At 45.2% G+C, this 14,583-nt stretch carries 11 protein-coding genes; 4 read left to right on the plus strand and 7 right to left on the minus strand.

Annotation, left to right across the window (positions count from 1 at the left end):
- Window positions 1–454: 454 nt before the first annotated feature.
- From D1814_RS08250 to D1814_RS08260, 3 genes are all read left to right on the plus strand, one after another.
- Window positions 455–2,017, plus strand: coding sequence for a phosphoenolpyruvate carboxykinase (locus tag D1814_RS08250; RefSeq protein WP_118491260.1), 1,563 nt, complete (start codon window positions 455–457; stop codon window positions 2,015–2,017).
- Between the two features lie 210 nt (window positions 2,018–2,227).
- Complete coding sequence (locus D1814_RS08255; RefSeq protein ID WP_118491262.1) at window positions 2,228–4,681, plus strand: TIM-barrel domain-containing protein; 2,454 nt, start codon at window positions 2,228–2,230, stop codon at window positions 4,679–4,681.
- Window positions 4,682–4,819: 138 nt separating this feature from the next.
- Window positions 4,820–6,001 carry an MFS transporter gene (locus tag D1814_RS08260; protein WP_118491264.1) on the plus strand — a complete coding sequence of 394 codons (1,182 nt, stop codon included), beginning with the start codon at window positions 4,820–4,822 and terminating at the stop codon, window positions 5,999–6,001.
- Between the two features lie 110 nt (window positions 6,002–6,111).
- Here the strand turns inward: D1814_RS08260 and envZ are convergent, their stop codons facing one another.
- The 5 genes from envZ to D1814_RS08285 all read right to left on the minus strand — a co-directional run bounded on the left by envZ (window position 6,112) and on the right by D1814_RS08285 (window position 11,727).
- Entirely contained in the window at window positions 6,112–7,446 is a 1,335-nt protein-coding gene (gene envZ, locus D1814_RS08265) for a two-component system sensor histidine kinase EnvZ (RefSeq protein WP_118491266.1), read from the minus strand.
- A 135-nt stretch (window positions 7,447–7,581) separates the two neighbouring features.
- Complete coding sequence (ompR, locus tag D1814_RS08270; protein ID WP_118491268.1) at window positions 7,582–8,304, minus strand: osmolarity response regulator transcription factor OmpR; 723 nt, start codon at window positions 8,302–8,304, stop codon at window positions 7,582–7,584.
- A gap of 139 nt (window positions 8,305–8,443) precedes the next feature.
- The gene (locus tag D1814_RS08275) at window positions 8,444–9,574 is read right to left on the minus strand and encodes a DUF2855 family protein (protein WP_118491270.1); all 1,131 of its coding nucleotides are present in this window, start codon (window positions 9,572–9,574) and stop codon (window positions 8,444–8,446) included.
- 175 nt (window positions 9,575–9,749) lie between these two features.
- A complete protein-coding gene (locus D1814_RS08280; RefSeq protein ID WP_025257298.1) occupies window positions 9,750–10,655 on the minus strand; it encodes a phosphoribulokinase in 906 nt (301 codons plus the stop codon).
- 121 nt (window positions 10,656–10,776) lie between these two features.
- Window positions 10,777–11,727 (minus strand): ion transporter, encoded by a 951-nt coding sequence (locus D1814_RS08285; protein ID WP_118491272.1) that lies wholly within the window; start codon window positions 11,725–11,727, stop codon window positions 10,777–10,779.
- A 157-nt stretch (window positions 11,728–11,884) separates the two neighbouring features.
- On the opposite strand from D1814_RS08285, the gene D1814_RS08290 reads away from it, so the two are divergent.
- Window positions 11,885–12,646, plus strand: a complete 762-nt coding sequence (locus D1814_RS08290) for a sugar-binding protein (protein WP_118491274.1) — start codon at window positions 11,885–11,887, stop codon at window positions 12,644–12,646.
- Between the two features lie 149 nt (window positions 12,647–12,795).
- On the opposite strand, the gene D1814_RS08295 is transcribed toward D1814_RS08290, so the two are convergent.
- Together D1814_RS08295 and D1814_RS08300 are read right to left on the minus strand one after the other, a co-directional pair.
- Window positions 12,796–13,212: a hypothetical protein gene (locus D1814_RS08295; protein ID WP_118491276.1), complete on the minus strand. Its 417-nt coding sequence runs from the start codon at window positions 13,210–13,212 to the stop codon at window positions 12,796–12,798.
- Window positions 13,212–14,408 carry a hypothetical protein gene (locus tag D1814_RS08300; protein ID WP_118491278.1) on the minus strand — a complete coding sequence of 399 codons (1,197 nt, stop codon included), beginning with the start codon at window positions 14,406–14,408 and terminating at the stop codon, window positions 13,212–13,214. Before D1814_RS08300 ends, D1814_RS08295 begins: the two co-directional genes overlap by 1 nt.
- Window positions 14,409–14,583: the final 175 nt, after the last annotated feature.

A 14,583-nucleotide genomic window follows, 5' to 3' on the forward strand; every position in this document is an offset into this window, starting at 1 on the left:
ACCATGACACCTACATAAGCACTATAGAAAAAGCTCTTCCTTTAAAGGGCTTTTTCTTTTCATGCTAAAGATGCGTTAAAAGAGCCAAAGAAGAAGCTTCATACTTCACTTGTGGTTAAAAAGTAGTCAGCAGTAAGTGTTTAAGTTTTCAACGACCTGTTGTCTTCCCTATTTTTTGGGTTTATTGGAAGCTTTCGCTTCAACTTTCAAAAAAAATACGCATTTTTTATTATGAAATTCATCGATCATACAAGCCTCGCTACCCATATTTTCTGCAATTATATCTAGGGAAAACGCTTTTACTGTAATTAATTTACAATATTTATGAAATCTCAGCATTTTTAATAGTGGTTATATGTCTTATAAATGCGCCCTGGCCCTTATTTACTTTACACTTGAAGAGGTGATACTTTTTTGAAAGTGCTTTTGAAAAATTACATATAGGGTAACAGCCATGACCGCAGCAGCCTCAATTCAAACGGAACTGAAAGTAACGCCACTTATCGACCTGCCAAATGCAGAGCTTATCGAACGCGCAGTATTGCGCGGCGAAGGTGTATTAGACAAAAACGGTGCGCTTGTCGTTGAAACCGGCAAACGTACGGGGCGCTCTCCAAACGATCGATTTATCGTTAAAGAGCCAACAACAGAGAACGACATCGACTGGGGCAAGGTTAATAAGCCTTTTGAAGCTGCCAAATTCGATGCACTGTGGGATAGAGTTGAAGCTTATCTGTCTACCCAAGAACACTTTCTTTCACACCTTCAAGTGGGCTCTGACCCTGAACATGCTTTATCCCTTGAGGTAAGAACGCAAACTGCGTGGCAGCACGTTTTTGCTCGTAACCTTTTTATTATCCCAGAGAAGTGGAATGTTAAAGGCGACCAGCCTTGGCAAATTCTAAACGTGCCTGGTTTTACCTGTGAACCAGAGCGTGACGGCACAAACAGCGACGGCACAGTTATCATTAACTTCGCGAAAAAGCGTGTGTTGCTTGCTGGCATGCGTTACGCGGGTGAAATGAAAAAAGCCATGTTCTCAGTGCAAAACTTCCTGCTTCCAGCAAAAGACGTACTACCTATGCACTGTTCTGCCAACGTAGGTGAAGAAGGCGATGTGACCTTGTTCTTTGGTCTTTCAGGTACAGGTAAAACTACGCTTTCAGCCGATCCTAAGCGTTTCCTAATTGGCGACGACGAGCACGGCTGGGCTCCAGGTAGCGTATTCAACATTGAAGGCGGTTGTTACGCTAAATGTATCGACCTATCTCAAAAGAATGAGCCCGTCATTTGGAATGCAATTAAGTTCGGTACTATTTTGGAAAACGTAGTGTTAGATGAGACACGCACGCCAGATTACACCGATACATCGCTAACCCAAAACTCGCGAGCAGCTTACCCACTTTCACATATTGAAAAGCGTGTTGCAGAAAACCGTGGTGGCGAACCTCGCTCAGTCGTATTTTTGACCTGTGACGTAAGTGGCGTATTGCCTCCTGTTTCAGTGTTAAGTGAAGAGGCTGCGGCGTATCACTTCCTAAGCGGTTACACAGCGAAAGTAGGCTCTACTGAGATTGGCTCTACTAGCGATATTGAATCTACTTTCTCAACCTGTTTTGGTGCGCCTTTCTTCCCACGTCCAGCAGGCGTGTATGCAGAGCTTCTGATTAAACGCGTTAAAGCGTTCGGCGCAAAGGTTTACTTAGTTAATACCGGTTGGACAGGCGGCCCTTACGGCACAGGTAGCCGTTTTGATATCCCTACCACACGCGCCATTATTGATGCCATTGTATCGGGTAATTTGGCTGATGTTGAAACCCAGCACATTGACGCGTTAAACCTAGATGTGCCAGTGGCAGTAGACGGTGTAGACAGCAATTTGCTTGTGCCTCAGAACACGTGGGCTGACAAAGAGAAGTACAACGAATACGCCGCTAACTTAGTTAACGACTTTAAACAGAATTTTGAAAAATATGACGTTAGCGACGCTATCGTTAAAGCCGGACCGGGTAACTAACACACGGTCCGCCCCTTCCCAACGTTCATCACACTCAACGTGATTGATGTTTTGCCCGCACCGTGTTGCGGGCTTTTTTATGCCCGTTAACATTTTTCACACAATGAATACGTATGTTTATTTAAGTCACTACTGGCTGCCGTTATCATTTAATTAACATAAAAAGGTTTTCAGTGTGTGCAACACCGAAATAGTATAAAGGGTTTTAGCATGTCGAAAAGACACACGCGTTCGGTTTTATCTTCCACAATTAGCACAGCGTTCACACGCAGCCTGTTGGCGACTTTGCCTGTTGTTGCATTATTATCAGGTAATGCAGCAGCCGACGTTGAGAAATTCTCTTTAGATGATCACTCCCTTCACGTTGATACAGACACTAACGACTTTGTTGTAACAGCATTAGGTAATCAGAGCTTCCAAGTTACTTTTATAAAAGACGATAACGGTAAGCCCTATGAAAACCTGCCGTCTATGGCTCTTCCGGGAGGTAAAAGTACAAGCATGCTTGCTGTTGAACTCTCTGAAACCCCGACTTCCATCACGCTAACCTACAGCGATGTTTCAGCGAGCATTGATAAGCAAAGTCACTCAATAAGCTATGCGTTAAACGGTGAAGTCGTCGCCAACGAGCGGGACGGGCTGGCAATTACCGAGGATGGTGTCAGCCTGTCGTTTGCATTAGATGAAAACGAAAAACTTTATGGTGGCGGCCAGCGGGTTTTAGGTATGGATCGTCGTGGTCATAGCATGCCGCTATATAACAAAGCACACTATGGTTACACCACGTCTTCAAATCAGATGTACTTTGGCTTGTCGGCTGTGATGTCGTCAAAAAATTACAGCGTATTGTTCGATAACACCGCTTCTGGTGAGCTAGATATTGGCAAAACGAACAGCGACGAGTTGCTATTCAAGGCACAAGGCGGCCGTGCTAGCTATATCATGGTGTTGGGTGAAAATTTAGAAGATACGGTTACGAATACCGTAGCAGTCACGGGAAAACAGCCGCTTCCGCCGCGTTGGCTTTTAGGTAACTTTGCGTCTCGATTTGGCTATAAATCACAAAATGAAGTGATGGATGTTGTCGATGCCTTTAACGCGCAAGATATTCCCGTTGATGCTGTGGTACTAGACCTTTACTGGTTTGGTAAAGACATAAAAGGGCACATGGGGAACTTAAGCTGGGACACTGCCACTTTCCCTGAGCCTGAAAAAATGATTAGCGAGCTACGCGCTCAAGACGTAAAAACCGTGCTTATAACAGAACCGTTTATTCTTACGACGTCAAAGCAATGGGAAAGCGCTGTTGCCAATAATGCCCTTGTTCAAAACGATAATGGCACGCCGTATACCTTCGATTTTTATTTTGGCAATACCGGCCTTGTTGATGTGTTCAGTGAAAGCGGCCAAGACTGGTTTTGGCAATACTATGAAAAGCTTGCTGCACAGGGTGTTGCTGGCTGGTGGGGCGACTTGGGCGAGCCTGAAGTACACCCTGATGATGTTCAGCACATGTGGCAGTCGAAAAAAGTAAGTGGAGCAGAAGTGCACAATGCCTACGGACATCAGTGGGCGAAAACCGTATATAACAACTTAACAGAGCTTCAGCCTGATACGCGCCCGTTCGTACTCATGCGCTCTGGCTTTTTGGGCAGCCAACGCTACGGTATGGTGCCTTGGACTGGAGACGTAAGCCGAAGCTGGGGCGGGCTTAAGCCACAAGTAGAATTAGCACTTCAAATGAGTGTCTTTGGTATGGCATATACCCATTCTGATTTAGGTGGGTTTGCCGGAGGCGAAACCTTTGATGCCGAGCTTTATACCCGCTGGCTTCAGTTCGGTACTTTTTCACCGGTATTTAGGCCTCACGCTCAAGATAATATTGCCCCAGAGCCTGTTTTCCATGCCGACCCCGTGAAGTCTATTGCGCGCAAGTTTATCCAACTTCGCTACGACATGCTGCCTTATAACTATTCATTGGCCTTTGAAAATGCGCTTTACGGCACGCCATTAATGCGCCCATTAGCTATGGCGTACGGTGAAAGCTCATGGTTTGAAAACGCTGACAGCTATTTATGGGGCGACGCGCTGTTAGTGTCACCCGTGACTAGCCCTGACCAGACACAATGGCCGACAGCTCTTCCTGAAGGCGTTTGGTTCGACTTTTTCTCAAACACCAAATACCAAGGCGGGCAAACGGTAGATTACCCGTTAACTAAAGAAAACTTCCCTGTATGGGTTAAAGCAGGCAGCTTTATGCCGATGTCAAAAGGGCTTAGCCGTACAGAGCAGTTTAATGCTCGCGAGCTAGAGATACATTACTGGCACGACAGCTTTGTAACTTCCTCTTCTTACACCTATTACGAAGATGACGGTAAGAATCCAGCGTCTGTTGAAAAAGGTTTGTACACTAGTTTACAGCTACGCTCGTCAGTTGATGATAACGCTGAGTTAACCCTTTTGCTTAGCAGTGAGGGCAGCTATATCGGTATGCCGAAGCAGCGCAACATCACCTACGTGGTGCATGGTTTTAGCCAAAAACCTTCGCGTGTTTTAGTAGATGGCCATAGCGTACCGGTAGCATGGGATGAAAAAGGGAAAACGCTTTCGCTTGCATTTAACTGCGACTACCAGCAGTCTGTAAAGGTAGTGATTATGCGATAATTAAGGGCAGCTGTTCTTTATTGCACAGTAAAGTTCAGCGTCCTCTGAAGGTTCACTTTGTGATTAAGGGGCATATCAACGCTGTGCCCTCAAGCCCGTATCCGATGTCATCGAACTGACGTTAACCGTGGAGCCTTAATGAGTCGACTTCCCGCTACCATTGTTATCTTTGCCGGTTTTTTCTTAATTGGTAAGTTATTTCTTCTATGGGGAATACTGCTGCCTGATATTGCCGCTGATTTGCAGATGTCTGAGGTCGTCAGCGGTGCTTTGTTCTCGCTATTTTCGGTGGGCATGATGTTAGGTGCCGTAATTGGTGGCAAATATGCCAGCCGATTTGAGTACATGCCCCTGCTAGCTACCCTATTCAGTATGAATACGGGGCTTCTGCTTTTGGTTTCAATACTGTCATCTTGGCAATGGTTTCTAGTGTTAGCCGTATTAATCGGTGTGGTGAGTTCAACGATTTTTACCATAGGGCACACATTGATTGCGCGGATGTACGTAGAAAAGCGCTTTACTATGATGGGCTTAATGGACTTTATGTTCAGCCTAGGTACATTTGCAGCCTCGTTCTTTGTAACACTGTTATATCTCATTGAACAAAACTGGCGATTGCCTATTCAAGTCGTAGCAGGCGTGATGATTATTCTATCCTGCTATACCTTCATTGCGGCGCGGTCGCAGGCAAAAGTGCTTAAAGGTCAACCAAAACAGCCGAAGAAAACCTTGGCATTTGGCACTATTATCAAACAGCCTGTTTTTATATTTCTAACCCTGCTCACGTTTGGCTATGGCGCGGTAGAGTTTGGTAACGCTAACTGGTTTGTAAGCTATGCGCAAAACGGCTTAGGCTTTAGCGGTGAACAGTCGCGTAATTTACTCGCCTGCTTTACAGCGGGTATGGTGATAAGCCGCTTGACCTTTCCATTTCTACTTCGCTTTGTGTCCGTGCATCGCATGATAGTACTCATGGCCACCGCTTCGCTTGCTGGCGTATTTGCTCTTAAAATGATGCCGACTTTCTATGGCATAGGCGCGGGTAATTTATTGCTAGGTTTAGGGCTAGGAGGGCTTTTCCCGCTTGCACTGTCTGCGGCAATGAATATCGACAGCGACAACGGCCCTGTACTTTCTGGTATTGCTATTATCGGTAATTCTACCGGGGTGCAAGTGGCTTCTTTTTCTACCGGGCTTTGGGCTAACTTCGTACCCCTTACCACGGCGTTTTGGGTGATCCCATTGGGAGGATGCGTGCTGTGGCTAGCGTCTTACGGTTATAGCAGAAAGATAAAGTACCACAGAGACCCCGTAGGCTGAGCGCTCTGAGAAGGCTGAGAAGGCTAAGAAAGCAGAGAGAGATAGCTTTGCGAGAACAAACATTTCTAGCCGGTATGCAAAGCGCTACAAATTAACGGCGTAACGCTGCGCTATTTCTTTTTAGGAAGCTCTGAAAGGTAGGGTAAGTAAAACTCAGCAACCAGCCCTTGCTGCGGGTGGTTTCTAAGCGACACTTCTCCGTCGTGAGCCTCTATTATCCTTCGAATAATGGCAAGCCCTAGGCCAGAGCCAGATGAATTACGGGCTTTATCACCTTGCGCAAACGGCATGAAAACACTGTTAAGCTCTTCTTCTGGAATACCCTGTCCAAAATCACGCACTTTGCAGTACACGCGTTTTTCGTGGCGGTTATAGAAACTGCTAATGGCGATTTCATCAGAGCCGTATTTGAAGGCATTTTCAATAAGGTTGTCGATGACTCGCTTCATTGCAATACGTCGCAGTGACAGTGGAGGGATGGCGTTTAGCTTTAATTCAATATGATGTTTATCATCTAAATGCCTTGCTTGCACCAGCTCAGCAATAATAGCGTTTAAATCGGTTTCTTGTGTGACTTCTTCGGTGTCGTAACGTGCATAGTCAATGAACTGGTCAATAATAGCATTCATATCCTCTATATCATTCACAATGCCGTCTTTTATCCAGTCCTGATCTTCTGGCAGCATTTCTGATGCGAGGCGAATACGAGTAAGCGGCGTGCGCAAGTCGTGGGAAATACCTGCTGTCATGATATTACGGTCGTTCTCAAGCTGCTTTATACCCTGATTCATGCGGTTGAACGCGCGGGTAACTTGGATCATTTCGGTACTGCCCTGCTCGCGAAGCGGCGCTGGATGCTCACCTTTGCCCACGGCAATTGCTGCTTTTTGTAAAGCGGATAAAGGCCGGGTCATGCGCCTTACAAACAGCCAGCCGCCCGCTACGCTCAATATACCAATTACCATTAAGTACATAGTAAGGGGCGATATATTCGCTTCGTTTAACCCTGAAATAGGAATAGAAATCCAGGTGTCTGGATAGCGATTAAGAGATATCCACACAATGTAAGGCGCACTTTCGTCGCTGGCCTGCGTAGTGGTGCTAATGCGCACGTCAGCAAGCTGCCTAAGCTGTTCACTTACCTGCGTTGATATATAGCTGTAATAGACAGCGCTTTCTAGGCCATTCTTTCTCGCTACGCTTTCATCAAATACTTGTACCTGCGTTTGCTGAAAGTAGCGGTCTCGTGTTTCTTGGTTAGTCACCAGTAAATCGTTAGCCAGCACAGACTTAACTTGGGTTGCCAATAAGCTGTTAATTTGTTGGTAGCTGGGGTGAATAAAGTAATAGGTGACCGAGATGTAGGACACAATTTGGTTTATGAGCAACAACACGCCAATAAGCATGACGGTTTGACCAAATGCACTTTTGGGAATTAAACGCATAGCTTGCCGTCGCTTTGTGTCATGAACCAGTGCTTGCAATGGCAGCATGTAAAAACATAATTAGGTTTCATGAGTAAACATACTTCATTAGCGAATAGGTTATGGCAGAGGTACCCGCCGTATCCGTCATAGTTACTATACTTGCTCGCCATCAGGCACAAATACGTAGCCTAAACCCCAAACGGTTTGAATGTAGCGAGGGTTGGCTGGGTCGTCTTCAAGCATTCTTCGCAGTCGTGATACTTGAACATCAATACTGCGTTCTAGGGCGCTGTAGTCTCGGCCTCGCGCTAAGTTCATCAGTTTGTCTCGCGACAAAGGCTCGCGGGGGTGGGTAACCAAAGACTTTAATACCGCAAACTCGCCGCTAGTTAAAGTGAGCGGCGTATCGCCTGCTGTCATCTCACGTGTGGCGAGATTAAGTTTGTAATTGCCAAACTCCACAATTTGCACGTCTTTAGACGGTGCGCCCGGCGCTTCGCTGCTGCGTCTGCGCAATACTGCTTTAGCGCGGGCTAAAAGCTCGCGGGGGTTAAATGGCTTTGGCAAATAGTCATCTGCACCCATTTCAAGGCCAATAATGCGGTCAACTTCATCGCCCTTTGCGGTAAGCATAATGATGGGCATGTCGTTTTCTTGCTGGCGAAGACGGCGACAAATAGATAAACCATCTTCGCCAGGTAGCATAAGATCTAAAACCATAAGGTGAAAATTCTCGCGCTCAAGCAATCTATCCATTTGCTCTGCGTTGGCGGCACTGCGAACTTGATAGCCTTGTTCTAGCAAGTAGCGCTCTAATAGGCTTCGCAGACGCATGTCATCATCGACAACGAGAATTTTAGAGGTTTCCTGACCCATACTCATACCTTTTGTTTTACGTTTGTTTCACTATAACCACAAGATGTGAAATACAAAAGCGAGAAAAGCGTAAAAGGCAGAGCATGTTTGTTACAAATAGTGTCTAAAACAGACAAGAACCCCTGTAGCTTATGTAATGCTAATCAAAGGTGGCGACATTAAGGGCTTTGGTATTGGCCGAGCCGTTAAGTGTTTCTAGATATAACTGTGTTATGGCATCAGCGCCCTGATGCGACTGTTCGAAGAACTGGTCGCTGATTTTTAAGGCGAAGCGCTGCCATGCACCCGCATATTTCGTTAAAAAGGCCTCATGCCCCCATTCGCTTTGGCGCAGTTTTACGCGAGCTGGTGCGAAGAAAATCTCTGCGTTAAGCAGTTTGGGGTTGGGCTTTTCTTCGGCTTTCCAATCTGTAGCACCTATTAAGGTTACTTCGCTTAAGCTATCGCCAAGCAGCTCGCTAAGATTATTGATTAGCGTGCCGTTAGCTGCAAAATCAAGAAGCCAGTAACGCGAATCGCTACTGCCACTCGTAAGCGCGGATAGGTCATCATAGCTATACACTGCATCGTAGCAGCCAGTTGTTTTTACCATATCCACATTAGATTGAGAGGTTAACCCAACCACTTGGTAGCTGGCGTTTCGAACCGCTTTTTGATCTTTTAGTAGTTGCGCTGTACCCAACGCGGTTTTACTTGAAGCGCTAGATAGCAGTAAGGTTTCCCCCTTTGTTTTCTCAGCAACATAGTCATCAAGTACAAACGACGTCATATAGAGGGGTCTAAAATTTAGCTGCCATGCTTCACGGTTTTTGTCGTAGCCAGGGTCTGCCGCACAGCGCAAATATTGGTCGTAAACTGGGCTGATGCTTTTACGCATTTCATGTACGTCTGAAAATCCGTGTGGGGCGACTTTTCCCGCCTTTATTACCCAGTGGCTCGCCATGGGCAGGTAGCCGAATACCTTCTCGCCTTCTTTGATGTCAGGATGACAAGACGCTTTGACGGTAGCAAAGCCCCAAACGGGCACTATGCCAAAGCCGTTTGGGTTATCACAATTGTCACCACTTTGTGGTGGGAAAAAGCCCCAATAGCCCATTTTAAAACCCAATGCCGCGTAGGTAATGTTATTGGCAGAAAAGCCGAAGCTGTCGGTCTCAAGCAATACTTCGTCTTGCTGTAAATCGCTTACGTTAATATCGCAGTGAACAACTTTAGTGTTGGCAAGGTTCTGCTGATCTATCCAAATTTGCTGGCTTTGAATTGTAGTCATAATAGGTGCCCGACGGTCATAGAACTGGGTTAAAAGGCCCAGTTAAAAAGCTTAGTCAAAAAAAGCTTAGTCAAAAAAGCTAAGCAATAATAAACCTAGATTGACGCAGGGAATGAGCCATTACGACTTAATGTTTTAAATACATGCCTATAGAAGCGGTGTATATAGCCTACGGCTATTCGCTGGTGCTGAGCCAATCCATTTGATGACCAGCTCTTCGCTTCTTATTCAAAATATCTTCAAGCAGAGGTGTAAGAATAAGCTCCATTGCCAGTGCAATTTTGCCTCCCGGTACAACTAGTGTATTGATACGAGACATGAAGGAACCGTCGATCATTTTTAGCAAATAAGGATAATCGACATTCTTCATTTCACGCCTGAACCGCACTACAACAAAGCTTTCATCTTGGGTTGGGATTTCCCTGGCACTGAACGGATTCGAGGTATCAACTGTCGGCACGCGCTGAAAGTTAACATGGGTACGCGAAAACTGCGGCGTAATATAGTGGAAGTAATCGTCTAGGCCGCGAACAATACTGCTCATTACCGCTTCACGAGAATGACCGCGGTCAGTGGTATCACGCACAATTTTTTGAATCCACTCTAAATTTACAATCGGCACCATGCCTACCAGTAAGTCTACGTGCTTCGCTACATCGTTTTCTTCAGTTTTTACGCCGCCGTGCAAGCCTTCATAAAACAGTAAGTCGGTGTTTTGAGGCAAATCTTGCCAAGGGGTAAAGGTACCTGGCATCTGGTTAAAAGGAACGGCTTCATCAAAGGTGTGAAGGTATTGCCTAAACTGCCCTGTACCCGAACTGCCATATTCTCTAAAAAGCGTCTCCAGCAGTTCAAAGTCGTTGGCTTTAGGGCCAAAATAGCTGATATGTCTGCCTTGTTCTTGGGCTTTACGAATTTCTACTTCCATTTCTGGGCGAGTGAAACGATGGAAACTATCACCACCAACTACTGCAGCATTAACATTTAAGTTCCTGAAAATATGGCGAATAGCATTGGTCGTGGTAGTAGTACCCGCGCCAGAAGAACCTGTTATAGCAATAATAGGGTGTTTGACAGACATAGGAATTCTTTTTAGAAATGACGGGTACTAGTTATAAGCTGATGCGCGTCAAGAATCAAGGGGGCGACCAGACACGCAAAGTCTATTTATTTCATGTGTTTTGGCGGGAGCCTGCGCGTAATCAACGATCGAGCTTATGATGATGCTGCAACAAACGTATTATTAATTTCGCTTCTTCTTCATCTAAATCAAGTAACTTTCTTACGTGTTCTAAATGATGGATGTCATGCTCACTTAACTTTCCATCGTCTAACACACTTTGCACTGTATCTTTGAACCGGTCCCGTTTTAACTGCATCTGTGTGGTGTAGCTTGAAGATAAAATACCCGCTGGTAAGGCATAAAAGCATATGCCCATGATGGTTATAAGCCCACCAAATACCTTTCCTAAAGCTGTAACGGGAACGGCATCGCCATAACCCACGGTAGTTAGCGTGACCAGTGCCCACCATAAAGACGCTGGAATACTGCTGAAAACGTTGGGCTGCGCGGTGTGTTCAATATAGTAAATACAGGTGGCTGCGATAACAGTGAACAGTAGAAGTACGCTAATAGCAGCGATGAGGCTATGTGACTCGTTGCGCAATACGGTGATAAGGGTTTGCATTGAACGGGAATAGCGGCCAATTTTCAAAATTCGAAGTACTCTGAATACCCTTAATATGCGTAGGTCAAATGCCACGAAAACGCTTAAGTAAAAAGGTAGAATTGCCATTAAATCCACCAGCGCCATAGGGCTTTTTATATAAGCCCAACGCTTTTGCCATACCGTCGTTTTTTCTTGGGGGCTGCGGTTAGCTTGGGAACCATTCTCGGGCGCCGCCGCACTGCTGTAAACGCGAAGTAGGTATTCAATAGTGAAAATGAGTACCGAAACGACCTCAATGATATGCAGTTCACGCTGCCAAAGGGCAGGAATACCCGGTACGGTTTCTAGCATCATGGCCGCTACATTTACGATAATCAGCGCGATAAGCACTATATCAAACAACGTGCTACGTTTTTTGTATTCGTGGGCTTCGCTAGCGGGAGCAAGGATGTGATAGCACGCGTTTCGAAATGACATAGCTATTTTAGTGATTAAAGGATTAACCTTGTTATATCAATAACTGCGATAAATTGGTAATGCTTATGCCCAAGAGAGGCGTTGCTGTGCAGCTTTTCAAACGCAGTAAGGCTAAAAACATGTTAGTTTAAACGTCAGGAAGGCAAACTAAGAGCGTATTCAATTGAAAAGTACTAAACCCCTAATATCAGCATTCACTTCGGCACTATTTATCGCAATGCTTACTCCTACAGCACAGGCGAAGCCGGACAGTGTTATGTTTACCGTGCATGCACCCGTTATAGATGGTGTAGCAAATGATGCTGCATGGAAAGAAGGTGATTGGCACGAAATGACCTCGCTGATGTGGGGCACCAGTCCCGCGCCCAGTGACTTTTCTGGTAGATATAAACTACGCTGGGATAAAAAGGCGTTGTACCTTTTAGCAGAAATAGAAGACGATCATCTCTCAGATACCTATGCCAACCCGCTTGAGCGATATTGGGATGATGATTGCCTAGAAATTTTTATTGATGCGGATGCCTCTGGTGGCGATCACTTTAATAACTACAACGCGTTCGCTTATCACTTAGCGCTAGACAACCAAGTTGTTGATATTGGTCCGAATAAAGCGGGTGAAGCCGTGCCGCAGCTGTATAACAATCATGTTGAAAACAAATGGCAGCGAGATATATCGGCGCCTCATAAGGTTTATTGGGAAGCGGCTGTGCGTGTATTTGACGATAGTTATCAGCATGGAAAAGACAACTCACCATTAATCTTAAAAGAAAACATGGCTCTGGGCTTTATGTTGGCCTACTGTGACGCCGATGGCGGTGATAGAGAACACTTTTTAGGCTCTCATGAAATTACTCCCGTTAACGGCGATAAAAACTTAGGGTTTAAAGATGCGTCTGTGTTTGGGAAAGTAACTTTAGCGAAGTAGTGAAGACCTTGACCAAGGCTTTTGGGTTTTAAAAATGAGTTCGCGCGCTCCCTCCGGCCAGTGCATTGCTATAAGATAAAGCCGAACCACTGGCTGTGGGTGCTCACATATTCAATTATCGAATTAACGATAGGCAAAGCCGAATGTGGCTACTGTTCTTTAAACAAAACAACAAGGCCTTGGGGTACTTCGGTGGTTGATAAAACATACGTCATTGAGTTTTTATTGTTTAGTACGTATGCCAACGCCTCTTCTTGAGAACTAAACTCTTTTGGTGGGGTTTTTCTTCCACTAAAGCGCATTTGTGCCCAGTACCCTTGAATGCGAGACTCTGTGAGCGCAATAAACTTAGTGTTGAATATTGTCCTAGCGGTATTGGGGGGGCGCAATCCTACAGGCTCTATATCCCAGTCAGAAGAGTTTCCCATAAAGATGTCTCGAACTTGCCATTTTTCAGTTGGCGCGTCATGTGATTCTAAGTTAGCAACAATCATGACTTCTTCGCATTTTGCGAATGAAGCAAACATGGCAAAAAGAATGGCAAACAATAGCGAGTGAATTTTCATTAAAACACCCACTCTAGTGCAAACTGGGTGAGTACCGCATTTCTATCAAAAGCCGGGTTTTTAATTTCTGAGTAAAATGAGTTCTGCCCCTCCTCACCACTTAACCAAGTCACTTCAGCTTTGGCAGACATATTGTGTCTAAAGTCCCAGCGAAGCCCTACTGAAAGTGAGTCAAGGTCATAGCGCGGAAGACTATCGACTATTGCATCATAGGCAAAAGACAATGAAGTGAGTTGTGGTGATTGCCCCTTCGGAATTTGATTTGTTGGAACATCATTGCTGCTATTTGCAGAAGCAATAGTAGTAAATATTTGAAACTCATCAAAGTGATACCCAAGGGTTAGGTAGTATGCGTTAACTTCGGGAACACTGATTAAATCTGATTCAATTTTAATAACTTCAGAGTAAACAAAATAATCGAGAGAGTCATATTGCAAGCTTGCTTGGTACGCAACCGCGTCCGAGTCAAATCGGAAAACGTCGGCGTTTTCTGTGTATCCTGCAAGCTCCAAGAGTGTAGCAAAGTCTTGAAAGCCCGGGATGTCTGCGAAGAAGTCAGACGATACTATGGCTGACGCCCGTGCGCGAAAGCCACCCTTTGACATGCCTAATATAAGACCCCGAATATCGTTTACTTCAATGGCTGTTTCTTCACCTGCACGGTCAAAAGTACCATCATAAGTACCGTAATAAGCTTCAACTTCTACATTTAATTTATTGAAGTGGATGCGATACGTTGCGCTAAGTCCCTCATAATTTGAAAATAAGAAACCGCCATAAACCTGTTCGGGAGGCGTAATCCAGGGGTAAGCGAAGCCCACGTCAAGTACGTCGCTATAGCGGAAAAATGGGGTTCTCAATTTGCCTAACTTAAAGCTCCAATTCGAGCTTGCGTTATAAGTTAGATAAAGCCATTCAAGACCTGAATCTCTATCGTCATTAGAATGCCCAAGTAATTGGGCAGACAGTTTAAGCTTTTCACTAATGCTTATGTCTGCCTGTAACGCGAATAAGGACTGTTCAGAAAAGCTAAAATCATTTGAATAGCCTTGGAATTCAGCTTCGTCAGTGTCTAGTTGTCCTCCAACAACCCTAGCAAAGCCACTGATACCTATTGAGTCAGAGAGTGTTTCGCTACTCTCTGCCGCACAAGTAAAGCATGCTAGGCATATTGCCAGTATGTTAAGGGTTTTCATTCACCATGAATTCTTTCGTACTTTGATTTAGTTCAAGTATAGACGGTCAAAGTAAAAAGTTGCGCGTTTTTAACCCTTTAAGTGAGAGTTATGTGAGCGTTATGTGAGCGTTAGGCGAGAGTTTGGTAAGAGCTTGGTAAGACAGTCAAAAAAATAGGCGATATAAAAAACGCGG

This window comes from Alteromonas sp. BL110, from assembly GCF_003443615.1.
In the GTDB taxonomy this organism is placed as follows: domain Bacteria; phylum Pseudomonadota; class Gammaproteobacteria; order Enterobacterales; family Alteromonadaceae; genus Alteromonas.

Excerpts from the sequence above, each read along its gene's own strand:
- D1814_RS08250 (WP_118491260.1), top strand. The coding sequence starts at position 455 with ATGACCGCAGCAGCCTCAATTCAAACGGAACTGAAAGTAACGCCACTT.
- D1814_RS08255 (WP_118491262.1), top strand. The coding sequence starts at position 2,228 with ATGTCGAAAAGACACACGCGTTCGGTTTTATCTTCCACAATTAGCACA.
- D1814_RS08260 (WP_118491264.1), top strand. The coding sequence starts at position 4,820 with ATGAGTCGACTTCCCGCTACCATTGTTATCTTTGCCGGTTTTTTCTTA.
- envZ (WP_118491266.1), bottom strand. The coding sequence starts at position 7,446 with ATGCGTTTAATTCCCAAAAGTGCATTTGGTCAAACCGTCATGCTTATT.
- ompR (WP_118491268.1), bottom strand. The coding sequence starts at position 8,304 with ATGGGTCAGGAAACCTCTAAAATTCTCGTTGTCGATGATGACATGCGT.
- D1814_RS08275 (WP_118491270.1), bottom strand. The coding sequence starts at position 9,574 with ATGACTACAATTCAAAGCCAGCAAATTTGGATAGATCAGCAGAACCTT.
- D1814_RS08280 (WP_025257298.1), bottom strand. The coding sequence starts at position 10,655 with ATGTCTGTCAAACACCCTATTATTGCTATAACAGGTTCTTCTGGCGCG.
- D1814_RS08295 (WP_118491276.1), bottom strand. The coding sequence starts at position 13,212 with ATGAAAATTCACTCGCTATTGTTTGCCATTCTTTTTGCCATGTTTGCT.
- D1814_RS08300 (WP_118491278.1), bottom strand. The coding sequence starts at position 14,408 with ATGAAAACCCTTAACATACTGGCAATATGCCTAGCATGCTTTACTTGT.